Below are 17,709 nucleotides of genomic sequence, written 5' to 3'. Positions count from 1 at the left end.
GCCTGTTGCAGCAAAAACTCTTCGGCGCCGCATAACTCGGCGCCGTGCGGTCGACAGCCGCCCCCTTCTATGCCATCGACAACCTGCCCCAATCGTCCGCCCAAACGTCCGCTTTCGGCGGCGGATTCAACCGATCGACGCAACACATTGCCGATAACGTTCGGCGGGCTAGATTTCCGCAAACGGCATGCCTTGCCGGCAGCGCCAGGCTTGGTGGAAGCCGGCCGTGTGATGCAACTGGGTACCTTCCGCCAGCTTGTCGTCGGAAACGAGGCGGCCAAGGAACAGCGTATGCGAGCCGACCTCCTGGCTGTGCACGATAGCCAGCTCCCGGATGTGCAGCGCCGCGGCGACGGCGGGTATGCCGAACTCCCGCGACGGCCGAACCGGAAACGGAAGCTCGCTCCAGTCAGCGAGCGGCTGCTTGTGATGCGCGGCAAGCTTGTAGACAACCGCCTTCATCGTCGCGGGGATGCTGGACAGGGCCACTCGGCGCGCTTCGCGCATGGTCGGCACGGAGACGTTGGTGCTGCGCAGCGCGAGCGAGAAAAGCCCGCTGCGTTGCAGCGGGCCGATCAGGTCCATCGGGAAGATGTTGTGGTGACCCGATGCGTCGACGGAGACAAGGACGACCGGCCGCGGGCACAGGTAGGCGATCATCAGCTGCTGTGCCACCGCGGGTTCCATGTTCAAGTGGTTGGACGAGCGGCTTTTCCGCATGAGGCGGTTCTGCAGCCACGCGTTCCACGGGCGCCGCGGCCAGCCGAGGCAGCGGTGTTCGCCCGCGGCGACGTGGTAGAGCGTGAGCGAGGTGTTCTCGGTCGCGATCGACGCGGTCCGCGCCAGTCGCAAAACGCCGAGCAGCCTCCCTGTCGCGCTGTCGCGGTACTCGAGTACGGGACACTGTCCGGCATCAAGGCTGGTCGCGATCGCGAGCGGCTTGAGCGACGCCACGGTGTGGTCCGCCGTGACGTCTGCCGATTGGCCGTCCCAGCGCAAGGTGGCGATGACCGCCTGCTGCGGAGAAGCGACGGCCAGCGTCGACCATTGCGGCAGGGGACGCACGAACGGCCTTATCCAATCCTTCCACATGTCAGATCCGCCGAAACAACAGGAACATGTAGAGCTGGGCGGCCCATCCGAAACCGCGCGGAACGAGGCGCTCCAGCCGGAAATACGGTGCTGCTGATCGCGCCATGACGCGTGGCGCAAAACGATGGATGCGGCTTTCGCTTTCGATGGCGTAGTGGCCGCTGCGCACGAGATTCATGACGTTCGCCCGCCACCAGCCGTAACGTGCGTCACCGAGGTAATAAGGATTGAGCATGCTGGCCAGGACAAAACCGCCCTCACGGACCACGCGCGACAACTCTTCGAAAAGCGCGGCGTGATCCGCGAAATGGTTGAGCACCGCAAAGTTCGCCGTGACGGCTTGCACCTTGCACGCGAGCGGCGACGCCACCGTGACGATGGTCTTGCGGGCGATCTCGTCGCGGCAGTACTGCGCCAGGTAGTCGCCCATCGCCTGCGACGGTTCATGCACGAAGGTCGGGTGCCCGTTGGCGGCATAAGCCTTTGCATCGATACCGGTGCCGGCACCGAAGTCGAGCACGTCCGCTCCCGCGGGCAGCAGGTCCAGCGCCATCTTCTGAAACCTCTCGCGCACCGCCCGGTCCCGCGGCGAGGCCAGCATGAATTCGTGGTATTGCTCTCCGGTATGCACGTCGCTTCCGACCCTATCTCGAAATGACCAGGGTGAGCTTCTTGCTCTTCTTTGGAGCGAGGGGCTCCAGTGCCGCACGCACCACGTACAAGATGTCCATCCGCGGCACCGGCCGGGTGAGCCAGGTCAGGACGCGCCGGCGATGCGGCGAGGTGACCCAGTCTTGCCCCTGCAGCCAGAGCTGGGTGCGCGCCATGTCGGCACGCTCCTCGAGGGCTTCTTGCGGCGGGCTGACACGATTCCGGAGGTAGCGCCCGGCTTCATGGACGGAGCGCGACCACTCGATGCCGGCGAAGGCGTGCAGCCACAGTTCCGAACACGAAACCCGGGTCAGGCTTTGCCGGCGCGAGATCGTCCGCAGCAGCAGCGGGCAGTCGCGTTCGAGCCGGGCCAGCACGGCGGCGGGAATCGCCTCCGGGTAGTGGCGTGCGGCCAGCCGCAGCGGCGGCAGCGCCCACCATGGCGGCTCGGCGTCGCCGTCCCACAGCACGTTCCAGTCGCCCGCGGAGAGGCGCGCCGCCAGCAGTGCGATGTCGTGCAGGTGCAGCAGGCGCAGGCTGCGGCCGCACATGTTGCCGGCGGCGTGCAGCAGCAGGTGGCTCATCAGCGCGCCGTGCGACGGGTAGGGGTTCAGGCCCGGTTGCGGCTGCCGCGGATGGACCCGCGCGCTGATGTCCACCGGCGCCACCGGCAGCCGCTCGCGGATGCGGGTATGCAGCTCGATGTTGACCGGCGTGTCGCGGTGCTCGCCCAGCCCGGCGAATGGCTGGCCGGTGGCCGGCTTGAACACGCGGTGCTTCCACTGTGCGAACGATTCCACGTAGCCGAGCTGCAGCAGCAGTTCGATCGCCGCCGCGGCATCGTCCTCGCGCACCAGCAGGTCGATGTCGGCCATCGGCCGCTCGCCCGGCGCGTAGATCCCCAGCGCGTGCAGCGCGGCACCCTTCAGCGGCACCAGCGCCAGCCCGGCGGCGCGGGCGTCGGCGTCGATGCGCTGCAGCAGTGCGTCGATGCGCCGATGGCGCAACTCGACGTGCTCGCGCTGGCTTTCCAGGAAGCGCCGCCACGGCAGGTTTTCCCACGCGCAGCATCCGCACAGTAGCGGCGACACGCCGTGCGCGACGGCGACGGCCGTGGCCAGCCGCCATTCCAGTTCGTTCCACGCCGGCGTGGCGCCGCCCGGTCGCGCCAGCTCCGCGGCGAGTGCCTCGGTGGTGCGGCGCAAGCCGTGCCGGACGATCCTGAGTGGCGGCAGCATGGCGCGGTCAGTGCAGCTGCAGGGCGATGTGCCGCGTCGACGCGGCTGGCGGCGACGTGGCGTCCTTGTTGCGGTGCATGCCCTCGCGGGCGATCAGCGCGTCCCATTGCGCGTCGAGCGCGGTGTGGCGCTCCGCCCGTTCGGCGGGCTCGGCCTGCTGGATGGCGACCTGCTCGTGCAGCAGGTCGCGCACGCGGCGGTAGAAGTCCGAGTCGTAGGCGCCGCGGAACATCATGGCCAGGTCGCCGCTGTCCTGCCAGTGCGTCTTCGGGCCCAGCTGGGCCTTGACCTGCTCGTAGAACTTCGTGCCCGGCAGCGGGTAGGACACGCTCACCCCGATATCGTCCGGCGCGGCCTGCGCGATCAGCTCGCGGGTGGCCAGCAGGTCGTCCAGTTGCTCGCCCAGATAACCCAGCTGGATGAAGAAGCCCACGCGGATGCCGTGTTCGCCCAGGCGTGCGCGGGCGGTGACGAGGTCGGCGACCTTGGTGCCTTTGTTCATCGCATCCAGCACGCGCTGGCTGCCGCTTTCCGCGCCGATCCACGCCTCCGCGCAACCGGCCTCGCCGAGCGCGGCGGCCATGCGTTCGCTGATCAGGTCGGCGCGGGTCTGGATGGTGAACGGCACCGGCCCGTCGGCGGCGTGAAGGTGCGCGGCGAACTCCGCCACCCAGTCGACGCGAAAGCCGAAGATGTCGTCCGCCAGCCAGATGTGGTCCGGCTTGAACGTGCGTTTCAGGTAGCTCATCTCCGCGGCCACGTCCTCCGCGCTGCGCTGGTTGTAGTGGTTGCCCCAGATCGGCTTGGCGCACCAGTTGCAGCGGAACGGACAGCCGCGCGACGCCGCCATGTTGAGGCTGAAGTAGCCGTGCCGTTCGTGCCACATCGCGCGGTAGCGTTCGATGTCGACCAGGTCCCAGGCGGGGTGGCCGACCAGCCGCGGGTCCGGCGGCAGCGCGCCGAGCCGGGTCAGCTGCATCTGCCCGTCGACCAGGGTGGCGACGCCGCCGAGGCCGGCGGTCCAGCCGTCGTCGTCGGCCTTCGGGTTGCGCTGCAGCCGCGCGATCAGTTCGGCCAGGGCGGCGATGCCTTCGCCGACCAGCACGGCGTGCGCGCCGGCGGCGAGAAAGGCGTCCGGATGGTCGGAGGCATCGGAGCCGGCGACGATCACCCGGGCGCCGCCGGCACGAGCCGCGGCGATCATCTGGCAGGCCGCCTCGCGCATGCGGCCCAGGCACATCTTGGTCAGGAAGTTGAAGTTGTCCTCGTACAGCACCACCACGTCCGGCCGGGTGGTTTGCAGGGAGGCCTCGAAGTCCTCGACGCCGCCGGCAAGCATCGCGTCGAACAGGCTGACCGCGTGCCCCATCTGCCGCAGCAGCGCCGCGACCTGGATCGTGGCGAGCGGGGGATACGGCTTGCCGCGCTCCCACTGTTTCGGGTCGAACCGCAGGAAGTAGGAGTGGCCGACGTGAATCCTCAGCATCTCGCAGTAGCCTCGATCGTAGCCATGGGGGCAGGCCGCGCACCGGCGCACGGCCGGCACGTGGGCGCCGTCGCTCGACGCTGCCTGGACGTAAGTGCCCCGGCGCGGGCCTTCGGTTGCCTCGTGCGGCAAAAATATTCGGGCCGCGGGTACATGCCAGGGACAACCTTTGTCCGCCGAAGCCGCACACACCGGCCAGCGTGTCCGCATGGCGCGGCGCGATGCCATCAACGAGGCTGGACCCGCGATCGGCGACGATGACCCTGAACCCGCACCACGGCGCCCAAGCCGCCGCTTCCGACCCGTTTGGCGAACGCTCGCGCCGGCACGCTTCGCTGTGCCGGCAGATCATGGGCGGGTGTTTCCGTTTCGAAAGCGCCAGCGCGGCGCTGCTGGACCTGGTCGATGCCGCCTACGCCGGCCTGCCGCCGCACCGCCTGCCGCCGGCCGCGCCGGAGTTCCGCATCGAGCTGCGCCTGCTGCCGCGCCGCGCGTCGCCGCCTGCCGCCGAGCCGCCGCCGGTGCAGATGCAGTCCGGCGCCGGCCTGCTCTGCGGCGTGATGGACGCGTCGAACTACGTGGTGCTGGCGCCCGCACAGCGGCAGGCCCTGGTGGTGGCTTCCGCGGACATGCTCGAGCGCCCCTACCACCTGCGCTACGAGCTCATCGAATTCGCCGTGTTCACCCTGGCCACGCGCGGGCTGGGCCTGGTGCCGCTGCACGGCGCCTGCGTGGGCCGGCAGGGGCGCGGCATCCTGCTGCTGGGGGCCAGCGGTTCGGGCAAGTCGACCCTCGCCTTGCACAGTCTGCTGCAGGGCCTGGATTTTCTCGCCGAAGACGCGGTCTTCGTGCAGCCGGAAAGCCTGCTCGCCACCGGTGTCGCCAATTACGTGCACGTGCAGGCCGATGCGCTGCGCTTCGTCGACGACGGGGAGATCCGCCGCTGGATCGGCGAGGCGCCGCGCATCCGCCGCCGCAGCGGCGTCGAGAAATTCGAGGCCGATCTGCGCCAGGGCCACGGCCGCCTCGCGCCGGCACCCCTGGAACTGGCCGGCATGGTCTTCGTTTCCAGCCAGGCGGCCGACGATCCCGACGTGCTGCTGAGTGCCGTCCCTGGGGGCGAGATCGCTGCAAGGCTGTGCGCCGACCAACCCTACGCGTCAGGGCAGCCGGGCTGGCATCCCTTCCAGCAGCGGATGGAGCAGATCGGCGCCCACCAGCTGCGCCGCGGGCGCCATCCGCGGGACGCCGTCGACGCCTTGCGCCGGCTGCTCGGCTGAGGCCGCCGGCCGCGCTTGCCGCCGCCCTGCGCCGGAGAGGTAACGATGGGCATGTGTGCGGCGAAGAACTTGGGAGTAGGTTGCCGGGCGTACCTGGGCAGTTCGATGTTCAACGGGCAACGGACCGAAGCGCGGAGGTGTTCCGAGCCGGGTCGATGCCCTTCACGAGGGTCACGGAAATGAAAAAACGTCTTGTGGGAGCGGTTGCGGCGGGCGCGCTGGTGGCGCTGGCTTTGGCGATGCCGGCTCTTGCCGCGCTCAAAACGGGCGCCACGGCACCCGATTTCACCGCCGAGGCCAGCCTGGCCGGCAAGCATTTCACCTTTTCCCTCGGGGAGGCTCTGAAGAAGGGGCCGGTCGTGGTGTATTTCTACCCGTCGGCTTTCACCGGCGGCTGCGATCTCGAAGCGCACACCTTCGCGACCACGAAGGACAAGTTCGATGCGGCCGGCGCCACCATCATCGGCGTGTCGGCCGACAGCATCAAACGGCTCGACGCGTTTTCGTCGGATCCGAAATACTGCGCCGGGAAATTCCCGGTCGCCTCCGATGCCGACGGCAAGGTCGCGGGTTCCTATGACCTCCAGACCGTCGCGGCGAAGCCGGGCATGAAAGATGTGCGCGGCGTGGCGATCGACCATGCCTTCATCCCGCGCACGACCTTCGTGATCGCCGGCGACGGCAGGATCGTCGCCACGTTTTCCTCGGAGGCCGATCACCTCAGGCCCGACCAGCACGTGGAAAAATCGCTGGCCATCGTGCAGCGCCTGCAGGCAGGCAAGACCCCCTAGCAGGATGTGAAAACACGCTGGCGCGTGCGGACCACGGACGGCCCGCCGCGGCCGGTCTTGCCGCAACCTTTTCCTCTGCGGGCCGCACCTACCGGCGTGGGAATTCCGGCTTGGAGAGAGGTGTTGTCCTGAACCGCCACGCAGTACGTCGAAACCGCGGCCGCGTTGGCCGGTCGATAACGCGGACCCGTCATGAAGCCGGCTGAGTCGCCGCGGGCGCACGAGCGGCCCGGGGATCTGCTGCGTTCGCTGGCGCGCACGCTCAGCGGCGTCGAGCGGGTGGAAACCGTCGCGTACGTGGTGTTGTCGCTGGGCGCGGCTTTCGCCGGCAGCCTCGCGGCCCTGCTGCTGGTGCCGCTGGTGCAGCCGGGGCAAACGCTGCCGTTCGGCGGCGCGCTGCTCGACCCGCGCCGCAGCGTCGAGATGCAGGCCGCCATCTTCGCCGCCGCGACCGGCGCCTTCGCGCTGTTGCGCTGGCAGGCGGCGCGGATGGGCGCGCACCTGGTCGGCCGCTACGGCATGCACCTGCGACGTGCGGTGCACGCGCGCCTGGTCGACGCGCCGCTGACCTCGCTGGCAGATGCGACATCCGCGGAAATCGCCAACGTCCTCACCCACAATGTCGAGCTCATCGTGCAGGGCTTCAGCGCCCTGCAGCAGTTGCTGATCGCCGCCGTCAGTGCCGCCGTCAGCCTGGGTTTCGCGTTCTGGGTCTCGCCGCCGCTGATGCTGGCGGCGCCGGTACTGGTGGCGCTGGGGCTGCTGGCGTCGCGCGCCTACGGCCGCGAGCAATCGATGGTCGCTCGCCAGTACGTCGTCGACATGACCCGGCTGTTCTGGCACAGCGAGGATTTCCCGCGGCGCCTGCGCCACGTCCGCTCGTTCGAGCGCGAGGCGGCGGAGAAGGCGAGCTACGGTGCCATTTCCGCCCGGTTGTGCCACGGCTACCGGCGCCAGCTGGAGCTGGTGGCGTCCGGACGGCTGATGCTCGAACTGCTGGCGGCGGCCGGGATCGCCGCATTGTTCGTGCTCGCGCATCGCTGGCACGGGGTCGAGCAGTCCGCGCTGATCGCGGTGTGCCTGCTGCTCGGGCGCCTGCTGCCCTACCTGGTGACGACGCGGCAGAGCTTCCAGCAGCTGCGCTCGGCGGCGCCGGCCTTCGAGCTGTGGCAGCGCTACGTGAGCCTAGCGCCGGTGCACCCGTCCGCGGCGCGGTCAGGCGCCGGCGCTTCAGGCGCTGCGCTGCACATCGAGCGGATGCGGTTGACGCCGCCGCCCAGCGGGCTCGAAGTCGGCGAACTGGTGCTGGCGCCCGGCGAGCTCACCTTGATCTGCGGCGACTCCGGCATCGGCAAGAGCAGCCTGGTCGACGTGCTGGCCGGCATGATGGCGCCCGAGGTTTTCGTGGCGCGCCGCGACGGCCGGCCGCTCGATTTCGACGCGTACCGCGAGCTGGTGCGCCACGGCGCCTACGTCAGCCAGAACGTGCGGCCGTGGCAGCATTCCGTGCGCGAATGCCTGCTGTGGGCAGCGCCCGACGCCACCGACGCGATGTTGCGCAGCGCGCTGGTCGATGTCGGCCTCGACAAGCGGCTGGCCGATTCGCCGCACGGGCTGGATACCGCACTGCACAGCGCGTCGAGCCGGCTTTCCGGCGGCGAACTGCAGCGGCTGCTGCTGGCCCAGGTCATCCTGCGCCGGCCGTTCCTGGCCGTGCTGGACGAAACCACCAGCGCACTCGATGCCGCCTCCGAGACCGCGGTTCTCGCGACGATCAGGCGCCGCCTGCCGCAGACCATCCTGATCGCCGTCTCGCACCGGCCCGGCGTGGCCGCGATCGCCGACCAGCGCCTGACCATCGGCAACGACCTCGTCGCCACGGTGGCCGGAAGACCGGCCTGTGCTGCGGTGGTGGCCGGTTCAGCCGGGCGCTTCGAATAGGCATCGCCGGCAGTTGCTCTTCATTTTGAAGCGCCGCCGCCTCATTTTTGCGGCGGCTTGAGCAGCAGCGGCACGAACTCGCCCACGGCCGCTGCCAGCAGTTCGCGATCCAGATCCGGTTCACGGGTTTCCCGCACCTTCAGTCCCTCGACCAGGCATTGCAGAAGCAAGGCGCGAGGCGGGGCCACCTCGGCGGGCAATCCCTGTCCGCCGGTGTCGCGGGGGCGGGTCAGCCATTCGATCAGGCCCGCACGCAGGGTGGTGTCGAACTCGTCCAGCGCCGCTGCCACCGTGGGGTCGCGGGTGGCTTCTGCGGAGATCTCCAGCAGCAGCGCCGCGTTCATGCCGTGCTCCCGGTGGGCGTTGGCCGTGCCGTAGCGCGCCGCGATTTCCGCCGGCAGATCGACCTTCCGGTTGAGGCTGAGGTCGTCGCGCAGCAATTCCAGTTGCTGTTGCACGATCGCCAGGATGATCGCGTTCTTGTTCTCGAAGTAGCGGTAGATGAGTCCCGCGCTCATGCCGGCGGTCTCGGCGATGCTGGCCATGCTCGCGCCGTGGAAGCCGTGCTCGATGAAGCATTGCTGCGCGGCGAGCAGGATGCGTTCGCGTTGCACCTCGATGCGGGCTTCGGTCTTGTTGCTGCGGGGTTTTTCGTTCATCGTTCCTTACTCGTTCCAGCCGCCTCCGAGCACCCGGTACAGCGCGATCCGGTTGGTCTGCTCAGCCAGTTGCACGGCCACCATGCCACTTTGCGCAGCGTACAGTGTCCGCTGCGCATCCAATTGCGTCAGATAGCTGTCGCGGCCGGCCAGGTAACGCGCTTTCGACAGCGCCTCCGCCTGCGTGGCGGCCTCGACCAGGGCCTGCTGGGATTGTCGCTGGCGGGCGAGGGTGGTGGTCAAGGCCAGTGCGTCTGCCACTTCGCGAAAGCCGGCCTGGATGGATTTCTCGTACTGCGCCAGCGCGATATCACGATCGACCTTGGCCACCCCGAGACGGGCGCGAAGCCGCCCGCCCTGGAAGATCGGCAGGTTGATGCTGGGGGCGAAGCTCCAGACATGGGTGCCGCTTTCGAACAGGCCCGACAGTTCGCCACTGGCGGATCCAATGCTGCCGGTCAAGGTGATTGAGGGGAAGAACGCGGCGCGTGCCGCACCGATGTTGGCGTTGGCGGCGAGCAACTGGTGTTCGGCTGCCTGCACGTCCGGGCGCCGGAGCAGCACGTCCGAGGGCAGCCCCGCCGGCAATGGTGCCAGGCCGGTGATCCCGCTGGACATGCCGCCGGGCAGCAGGGCCGTTTCCACCGGTGCCCCAACCAGCAGGTTCAGTGCGTTCGTGTCCTGCGCGACTTGCCCGGTATGCCGGTCGACGTCGGTGCGAGCCGCCTCGACTTGGGTGCGCACCTGGCTGACGTCCAGTGCGGACGCCGAGCCGGTCTGGTGGCGCTTTTCGGCAAGGTGCAGTGACTTCTCGTGGGCCTCGAGCGTCGCCTGGGCCAGCTGCAGCAGCTCCTGGTCCGCGGCCAGCGTCAGGTAGGCGTTGGCGACCTCGGCGATCAGGCTCAGTTGCGCGGCGCGCCGGGTTTCCTCCTGCGCGAGATAACCCTGCAGGGCAGCCTCGCTCAGGTTGCGCACGCGGCCGAACAGGTCGAGTTCGAACGCGGCCAGGCCGACGCCGGCGGTGTAGGTCTGCGATACCGGGATGTCGCCGCCGGTGCGCTCGAGCGTGGCGCTGGCGCCCAGCGAGGGCAGACGGTCCGCGCGCTGGATGCGGTACTGCGCCCGTGCACGTTCGACATTGAGCACGGCGACGCGAAGGTCGCGGTTGTTGGCCAGCGCGCGGGCGACGAGTTCCGCCAGGTGGGGGTCGACGAAGAAATCGCGCCAGCCGATATCGGCCGCCTGCGCCTCATGTGCTGGCGAAGAGGTCGTGCCGGAAGCCTCCGTGACATCGGCCGTGGTTGCCGTGGTGCTGGGTGGCAGCGGCCATTCCAGCGGAGTCCGTGAGTCGGCCGTGGGGAGCGGCGGCACCAGCGTGGCACAGCCGCCGGCGAATACCGCAACGGCCAGCGCGAGCGAGGTCAGGATGGGCTTGCTCATGGGGTCGGTGCTCCAACGGAGGTGGTGGCTTCCGAGGGCTGTTTCTTTCCGCCGAATACGCGCTGCACCACCACGAAGAACAGCGGAATGAAGAACACGCCGAGCAGGGTGCCGACGGCCATGCCGCCCAGCACGCCCGTGCCGATCGCGCGCTGCGCACCGGAGCCGGCGCCAGCAGCGATGGCCAACGGCAAGACGCCGAGGCCGAAGGCCAGCGAGGTCATGATGATCGGGCGCAGGCGGTCGCGGACCGCGTGCATGGTGGCGGCGATCAGCTCCATGCCGCTTTCCAGGTTGGCCTTGGCGAACTCGACGATCAGGATCGCGTTCTTGCTGGTCAGGCCCACCGTGGTGAGCATCGCCACCTGGAAGTACACGTCGCGTTCCATCCCCGCCAGCGTGTTCGCCAGCGTCGCGCCGAGAATGCCCAGCGGGGCGACCAGCAGCACCGCGGTCGGCACCGTCCAGCTCTCGTACAGCGCGGCCAGACACAGGAACACGATCATCAGCGACAGCGTGTACAGCAGCGGGGTCTGCGAACCAGCCTGGCGCTCCTGGTAGGAGAGCGCGGTCCACTCGATGCCGAAGCCGGGTGGCAGTTCGCTCACGATCCGCTCGATCTCGGCCATCGCATCGCCCGAGGACACGCCCGGCGCGCCCTGACCCTGGATTTCCATCGCCGGCACGCCGTTGTAGCGCTCCAGGCGCGGCGAACCGTATTCCCAGTGCGAGCCGGCGAAGGCCGTGAACGGCACCATCTCGCCCTGCGCGTTCTTCACCGACCAGCGCCTGAAGTCCTCCGGCACCATGCGGGATTCCTGTTCCGCCTGCAGGTAGACGCGCTTGACGCGGCCGCGGTCGATGAAGTCGTCGATGTACTGCCCGCCCCAGGCGGTGGCGAGGGTGGCGTTGATGGCGTCCATTGTCAGGCCCTGCGCCACGGCCTTCTCCTTGTCGACGTCGACGCGCAGTTGCGGGGTGTCTTCCTGGCCGTTGGGACGCACCGCCACCAGCAGCTTGCTCTGCGCCGCGGCGCCGAGCAGCTGGTTGCGCGCGGCCAGCAGCGCCTCGTGGCCATGGTTGGCGTTGTCCTTGAGGAAGAACGCGAAACCCTCGGCCGTGCCCAGTTCCGGCATGGCTGGCGGTGCGAACACGAAGGCCATCGCGTCCTTGATCTGCATCAGCGCCCCCATGCCACGACTGGCCACGGCGTCCGCGTGCAGTTCCGGCGCGGTGCGCTCGCTCCAGTCCTTGAGCTTGATGAAGGCCATGCCGTTGTTCTGGCCCATGCCGGCGAAGCTGAAACCCTGCACGCTGAAGACGGACTCGACGGCGCCCTTCTCGTTCTGCAGGAAGTGGTTCTCGATCTTCTCGATCGACGCCATCGTGCGCTCCTGGGTCGCGCCGGTCGGCGTCTGCACCAGCGAGAACAGCACGCCTTGATCCTCGCCCGGCAGGAACGAGCTGGGCAGGCGCACGAACAGCACGCCCATCACCACCACCATGGCGGCGAAGATCGCCATGAACCGTTTGGGCCGGGCCAGGATACCGTTCACGCCGCGCTGGTAGTTGCCGCTGGTGCGGTCGAAACCGCGGTTGAACCAGCCGAAGAACCGGCCCGATAAGCCCTTGTGGGCCACGTGGTGCTCGCCCTTCTTCAGCGGCTTGAGCATGGTCGCGCACAGCGCCGGGGTCAGCACGATCGCCACCAGCACCGACAACGCCATCGCCGAGACGATCGTCGCCGAGAACTGCCGGTAGATGATGCCGGTCGAGCCCGACATGAACGCCATCGGCACGAACACCGCCGACAGCACCAGGCCGATGCCGACCAGCGCGCCGGTGATCTGGCTCATCGACTTGCGCGTGGCCTCCAGCGGGGAAAGCCCCTCCTCGGCCATGATGCGTTCGACGTTCTCGACCACGACGATGGCGTCGTCCACCAGCAGGCCGATCGCCAGCACCATCGCGAACATCGTCAGCATGTTGATGGAAAAGCCCAGCGCGGCGAGCACGCCGAAGGTACCCAGCAGCACCACCGGCACCGCGATCGTCGGGATCAGGGTGGCGCGGAAATTCTGCAGGAACAGGTACATCACCAGGAACACCAGCACGATCGCCTCGAGCAGGGTATGGACGACATTCTTGATCGACACCTTGACGAACGGCGTGGTGTCGAACGGCGTCACCACCTGCATGCCGTGCGGGAAATTGGGCCGCAGTTCGTCGACGGCCTTTTGCACGCCCGCAGCGGTATCCAGCGCGTTGGCGCCGGTGGCCATCGAGATGGCCAGGCCCGACGCGGGCTTGCCGTTGTAGCGCGTGATGAAGTCGTAGGTTTCCGCACCCATCTCCACCCGGGCGATGTCGCCGAGCTTGAGTACCGAACCGTCGCCGTTGCTGCGCACGAGGATGTCGCGGAATTGTTCGGGGGTCTGCAGGCGGTCCTGCGCAGAGATGGTGGCGTTGAGTTGCTGGCCCTTGACCGCCGGAGTGCCGCCGAGCTGGCCCAGCGAGACCTGCGCGTTCTGCGCGCGGATGGCGGCGATGACCTCGTTGGTGGACAGCCGGTAGGTATCCAGCTTGGCCGGGTCCAGCCAGATGCGCATCGCGTATTTCGCGCCGAACACCTGGATGTTGCCGACGCCCGGCACGCGGCTGAGCGGATCGAGCAGGTTGCTGCCGACGTAGTCGTCGATGTCCTCCTTGGACATGCTGCCGTCCTCGGACACGAAGCCGAGCACCTGCAGGAAGCCCGAGCTGGACTTGGCCACGTTGATGCCCTGGCGCTGCACTTCCTGCGGCATCAGCGGCATCGCCAGCTGCAGCTTGTTCTGCACCTGCACCTGCGCGGTATCCGGATCGGTGCCGTTGTCGAAGGTCAGGGTGATCGTGGCCATGCCGTTGGACGAGCTGTTGGCCGAGAAATAGATCAGGCCGTCCAGGCCCTTCATGTTCTGCTCGATGATCTGGGTCACCGAGTCCTCGACCACCTTGGCCGAGGCGCCGGGGTAGGTGGCGCGGATTTCGACCGTGGGCGGCGCGATAGTCGGATACATCGACACCGGCAGGGTGAAGACGGCCAGGCCGCCGGCCAGCATGATGATGATCGCGATGACCCAGGCGAAGACGGGTCGGTCAATGAAGAAGCGTGCCATGGGGGTGCGCTCCTTAGTGGCTGCCGGCCGCGGTGGCGGCAGGCTCGGCTGTGGTGGCTACGGGCGTATTGCCCTTGGCCGGTTGCGCGGTGGAGGCGCCAGCCTCGGTGGCCTGCACGGGCGTGCCCGGCCTGACCTTCTGCAGTCCCTCGACGATGACACGGTCGCCGGCGGCCACGCCGCCATCGACCAGCCACTTGTCGCCGATGGTCTGGCTGACCTGCACCGGACGGACTTCCACCTTGCCGTCCTTGCCCACCAGCATCACGGAGGTGTTGCCCTTGGGGTCGCGCGCAATGCCCTGCTGCGGCACCAGGATGGCATTGTGGCGCTGGCCATTGCCGACCACCGCGCGCACGTACATGCCCGGCAGGAGCACGTCGTCCGGGTTGGGCACGACCACGCGCAGCGCGAAGCTGCCGGTGGACGGATCGACGGTCACTTCGGAGAAGGCGAGCTTGCCTTCGTGCGAGTACTCGCTGCCGTCTTCGAGAAGAATCTTCACCGGCAGTCCTTCCGTACTGCCCAGTGCGCCGGAAGCCAGGCCCTTGCGCAGGGCCAGCAGCTCGCTGCTGGACTGGGTGAGGTCCACGTAGATCGGGTCGAGCTGCTGCACGGTGGCCAATGCAGATGCCTGGCCCGCGTTTACCAGCGCGCCCTGGGTCACCGTGGATTTGCCGATGCGGCCGCTGATGGGCGCGGTGATGCGGGCATAGCCGAGCGTCACGCCGGTACCGTCGACCACGGCCTGGGCCGCCTTCACGTCGGCCTCGGCCTGGCGCAGTGCAGCCTGGGCGTTGTCGTTGTCCTGCTTGCTGATGGCATCGACCTTGACCAGGTCGGCGCTGCGCTGTGCATGCAGCCGCGCGGTGACCAGCGTTGCCTGAGCACGGGCCAACGAGGCGCGGGCGCTGTTGTTGTCGGCGCGGTAACTAGCGTCGTCGATCTGGTAGAGCTGCTGCCCCTCCTTGACCTCACCGCCTTCGGTGAACAGCCGTTTGCGGATGATGCCGGAGACCTGAGGGCGGACCTCGGCCACGGCGAACGGCGTGGTGCGTCCGGGCAGTTCGCGGGTCAGGGTCACCGGCGCGGACGCCAGGGTGACCACGGTGACGGGGACGGCCACGTCCTGCTGGGGGGGTGCTTTGCCGGCACATGCGGAGAGAAGCAGGGAGGCGGCGATGGCAAATGGAGCCAGGCGTTTGAGACGGGGAGTCATTGGCTGATCCAAGGGGGAATTGGGGTTGCGAATTGTAAAAGAATGAACGATCATTCTTTTATTGTCAAGCGGCTGGGTGCCGGCCGCGTCACCGTGCCGCGAGTACGACAGCATCTTTGTCCAAGGGACGCCGGTCCCTTAGTCACTAGTTCGGCGTGGCCTCGGGGACCCCAAGCTCCCTTTGGCAGGCTGGATCGTTCACTGGCTCAGACCCCAAAACACCAATGTTTGAACAGGGCGGCGAATCCCATTGTTTGAGCATTTGGTATGAACATTGGTGTTCAGATCACGCTGAAGAGCCGTCCGTCCGCTGGATTGGCACCAATTTGCACCAAGACGAGACATTGTCCATGATGGTGCAATGAGCGACCTGGCGTGGCGGACGTGGGCGGAGCAGATGGCGACCGGGCTGGCCCTGGTCGACGCGGACTTGCGCCTGCGCTGGCTCAACCCCGCGCTGATCGAATGCCTGGCGCTGGGCTTCCGCAGCGTGGCGGGGCAGCCGCTGGGGCTGCTGCTGGACGACGCGGACGAAGGCATGGCGCAGGCCGCGAAGGTGCTGGCGGAGCAGCGGCCGGCGCACTGGCGCGGGGTGGCGCTGGCCGCGGCCGATGGCCGCGAGATCGGCGCGGACATCGCGCTGCAGCCGTTTGGCGATGGCTTGCTGCTGGAGGTGCACGTGCTGGCCGAGCCGCCGTCGACCGGTTCGCCGCTGTCGGCCACGCTGCGCGGCTTCGCGCACGAGGTGAAGAACCCGCTGGCCGGCCTGCGCGGTGCCGCGCAACTGCTGCAGCGCCGGGTCGACAACGAGGACCTGCAGGCGCTGGCCGGGATGATCATCGACGAGGCCGACCGGCTCGGCGCGCTGGCGAACCGCCTGCTGCATCACGATGGCGCGCCGCAGCTCGGCCCGGTGAACATCCATCGCCTGCTGGAACGGTTGTGCGACCTGCTGCTGGCCGAACCCGCGCCACCGCAGCTGCATCACGACTACGACCCCAGCGTGCCGGACCTGCACGGCGACGCGGACCGCCTGCAACAGGTGCTATTGAACCTTGCGCGCAACGCGTTGGAAGCCGGCGCGCGCACGCTCACCTTGCGCACGCGGGTCGAGCACGGCGCGCGCGTCGGCGAGCGGATGCTGCGCATGGCGCTGCGGGTCGACGTGATCGACGATGGCGCCGGCGTGCCCGTGGCGCTGCGCGACACGCTGTTCCAGCCGCTGGTGTCCGGCCGCGCCGACGGCAGCGGCCTCGGCCTGGCGCTGTCGCGCGAGATCGCCCACGAACACGGTGGCGAGTTGCGCTATGCCAGTCGCCCCGGCCACACGGTGTTCTCGCTGTACCTGCCACTGGAGCGCACGCATGACTGAAGAAATCTGGATCGTCGACGACGACCGCGGCGTGCGCTTCGTGCTGGCCGAGGCGCTGCGCGATGCCGGGCTCGCGGTGCGCGAGTTCGATGCGGTGGCGGGTGTGCGCGCGGCACTGCGTGAAGCGCGTCCCGCGCTGCTGCTCACCGACGTGCGCATGCCGGGCGAGGATGGGCTGGGCCTGCTTGGCGAGCTGCAGGCGCAGGGCATCGGCCCGGTGATCGTGATGAGCGCGTACACCGACGTGGCCACCGCGGCGGCGGCGTACCGTTCTGGTGCGGTCGATTACCTGGCCAAGCCGTTCGACCTCGACCAGGCGGTGGCGGCGGTGCAGCGTGCGCTGGCCAGCGTGGCCGCACCGACGATGGCTGCCGGCCACGCGCTCGCGCCGAACCATGCGTTGCTCGGCGAGAGCGCGCCGATGCGCGAGGTGTTCCGGCTGATCGGCCGCGTCGCCGCCAGCGACCTCAACGTGCTGGTCACCGGCGAAACCGGCACCGGCAAGGAACTGGTGGCGCGCGCGTTGCACGAGGAAAGCGCGCGTCGCGACCGGCCCTTCGTGGCGCTGAACACCGCGGCGATCCCCAGCGAACTGCTGGAGAGCGAACTGTTCGGCCACGAGGCCGGCGCCTTCACCGGCGCCACCCGCCGTGTCGCCGGCCGCTTCGAGCAGGCCGAAGGCGGCACGCTGTTCCTCGACGAGATCGGCGACATGCCGCTGGCACTGCAGACGCGCCTGCTGCGCGTGCTGGCCGGCGGCGAGTTCTATCGTGTGGGCGGGCGCGAGCTGATCCGCTGCAACGTGCGCATCGTCGCCGCCACCCATCAGGACCTGGCCACGCGCGTCGCCGCCGGCCTGTTCCGCGCCGACCTGATGCACCGGCTCGACGTGGTGCGCATCGAACTGCCGCCGCTGCGCACCCGCCGCAGCGACATCCCGCTGCTGGCCCGGCACTTCCTCGCCGCCACCGCGCAGGAGCTGAAACTTCCGCCGAAGCGTTTTTCCAAGGCTGCGCTGAAACTGGTCGCCCAGCGCGACTATCCGGGCAACGTGCGCGAGCTGGAAAACCTGTGCCGACGGCTGGCGGTGATTGCGCCCGGCAGCGAGATCCTGCCGGGCGACCTCGGCAGCAGCACGGACAGCATGCGCGGCGGCGAGTGGACCGACGCGCTGCGCGACTGGGCCGTGCAGGCGCTGGCCGACGGCGAGGCGGACATCCACGCGCGCGCCCGCGCGGCGCTCGACCAGACCTTGCTCAATGTGGCCCTGCAGGCGAACGACGGCCACCGCCAGAACGCGGCGCAAGCGCTGGGTGTGGGGCGCAACACGCTGACCCGCAAGCTGGGCGCCTCACGCACACGGCGCAGCTGAGTCCCCGCGC

13 protein-coding genes are annotated in these 17,709 nt (G+C 68.8%); 5 read left to right on the top strand and 8 right to left on the bottom strand.

All coding sequences use genetic code 11. The features are described from left to right. Positions 1–168: 168 nt before the first annotated feature. Genes ABIE04_RS08180 through ABIE04_RS08165 form a run of 4 tightly spaced genes read right to left on the bottom strand, consistent with a single transcriptional unit; the run spans position 169 to position 4,527 of the window. Complete coding sequence (locus tag ABIE04_RS08180; protein WP_354548498.1) at positions 169–1,092, bottom strand: flavin reductase; 924 nt, start codon at positions 1,090–1,092, stop codon at positions 169–171. 1 nt (position 1,093) lies between these two features. Further along, positions 1,094–1,723, bottom strand: coding sequence for a class I SAM-dependent methyltransferase (locus tag ABIE04_RS08175; RefSeq protein ID WP_354548496.1), 630 nt, complete (start codon positions 1,721–1,723; stop codon positions 1,094–1,096). Between the two features lie 13 nt (positions 1,724–1,736). Then, positions 1,737–2,981, bottom strand: a complete 1,245-nt coding sequence (locus ABIE04_RS08170) for a nucleotidyltransferase family protein (protein ID WP_354548494.1) — start codon at positions 2,979–2,981, stop codon at positions 1,737–1,739. A 7-nt stretch (positions 2,982–2,988) separates the two neighbouring features. Then, positions 2,989–4,527, bottom strand: a complete 1,539-nt coding sequence (locus ABIE04_RS08165) for a B12-binding domain-containing radical SAM protein (RefSeq protein ID WP_436410360.1) — start codon at positions 4,525–4,527, stop codon at positions 2,989–2,991. A gap of 197 nt (positions 4,528–4,724) precedes the next feature. Here ABIE04_RS08165 and ABIE04_RS08160 point away from each other — a divergent pair, with 197 nt between their 5' ends. The 3 genes from ABIE04_RS08160 (at position 4,725) to ABIE04_RS08150 (ending at position 8,479) form a co-directional block, all read left to right on the top strand. After that, positions 4,725–5,747 carry a serine kinase gene (locus ABIE04_RS08160; protein WP_354548489.1) on the top strand — a complete coding sequence of 341 codons (1,023 nt, stop codon included), beginning with the start codon at positions 4,725–4,727 and terminating at the stop codon, positions 5,745–5,747. A 179-nt stretch (positions 5,748–5,926) separates the two neighbouring features. Further along, positions 5,927–6,538 (top strand): peroxiredoxin, encoded by a 612-nt coding sequence (locus ABIE04_RS08155; protein WP_354548487.1) that lies wholly within the window; start codon positions 5,927–5,929, stop codon positions 6,536–6,538. 192 nt (positions 6,539–6,730) lie between these two features. Beyond that, positions 6,731–8,479, top strand: coding sequence for an ABC transporter ATP-binding protein (locus ABIE04_RS08150; RefSeq protein ID WP_354548485.1), 1,749 nt, complete (start codon positions 6,731–6,733; stop codon positions 8,477–8,479). Positions 8,480–8,520: 41 nt separating this feature from the next. On the opposite strand, the gene ABIE04_RS08145 is transcribed toward ABIE04_RS08150, so the two are convergent. From ABIE04_RS08145 to ABIE04_RS08130, 4 genes are read right to left on the bottom strand one after another with little or no spacing between them, the layout of a single operon-like run. Next, on the bottom strand, positions 8,521–9,138 hold the full coding sequence (locus ABIE04_RS08145; protein WP_354548482.1) for a TetR/AcrR family transcriptional regulator: 618 nt from the start codon (positions 9,136–9,138) through the stop codon (positions 8,521–8,523). Between the two features lie 6 nt (positions 9,139–9,144). Then, positions 9,145–10,578: an efflux transporter outer membrane subunit gene (locus ABIE04_RS08140; protein ID WP_354548480.1), complete on the bottom strand. Its 1,434-nt coding sequence runs from the start codon at positions 10,576–10,578 to the stop codon at positions 9,145–9,147. Continuing rightward, positions 10,575–13,736 (bottom strand): efflux RND transporter permease subunit, encoded by a 3,162-nt coding sequence (locus tag ABIE04_RS08135; RefSeq protein WP_354548478.1) that lies wholly within the window; start codon positions 13,734–13,736, stop codon positions 10,575–10,577. Before ABIE04_RS08135 ends, ABIE04_RS08140 begins: the two co-directional genes overlap by 4 nt. 13 nt (positions 13,737–13,749) lie before the next feature. Continuing rightward, a complete protein-coding gene (locus ABIE04_RS08130; protein WP_354548476.1) occupies positions 13,750–14,955 on the bottom strand; it encodes an efflux RND transporter periplasmic adaptor subunit in 1,206 nt (401 codons plus the stop codon). A 361-nt stretch (positions 14,956–15,316) separates the two neighbouring features. Between ABIE04_RS08130 and ABIE04_RS08125 the strand changes: the two genes are divergently transcribed. After that, positions 15,317–16,327: a two-component system sensor histidine kinase NtrB gene (locus ABIE04_RS08125; RefSeq protein ID WP_354548473.1), complete on the top strand. Its 1,011-nt coding sequence runs from the start codon at positions 15,317–15,319 to the stop codon at positions 16,325–16,327. Continuing rightward, the gene (gene ntrC, locus ABIE04_RS08120; RefSeq protein ID WP_354548471.1) at positions 16,320–17,699 is read left to right on the top strand and encodes a nitrogen regulation protein NR(I); all 1,380 of its coding nucleotides are present in this window, start codon (positions 16,320–16,322) and stop codon (positions 17,697–17,699) included. The genes ABIE04_RS08125 and ntrC overlap by 8 nt, the downstream gene beginning before the upstream one ends. The last annotated feature ends 10 nt before the right edge of the window (positions 17,700–17,709 follow it).

It is taken from the genome of Rhodanobacter soli (assembly GCF_040548735.1).
Lineage (GTDB): Bacteria > Pseudomonadota > Gammaproteobacteria > Xanthomonadales > Rhodanobacteraceae > Rhodanobacter > Rhodanobacter soli_A.
Note: the sequence above shows the minus strand (reverse complement) of the source record. Positions and strands in the feature narration are given on the sequence as shown.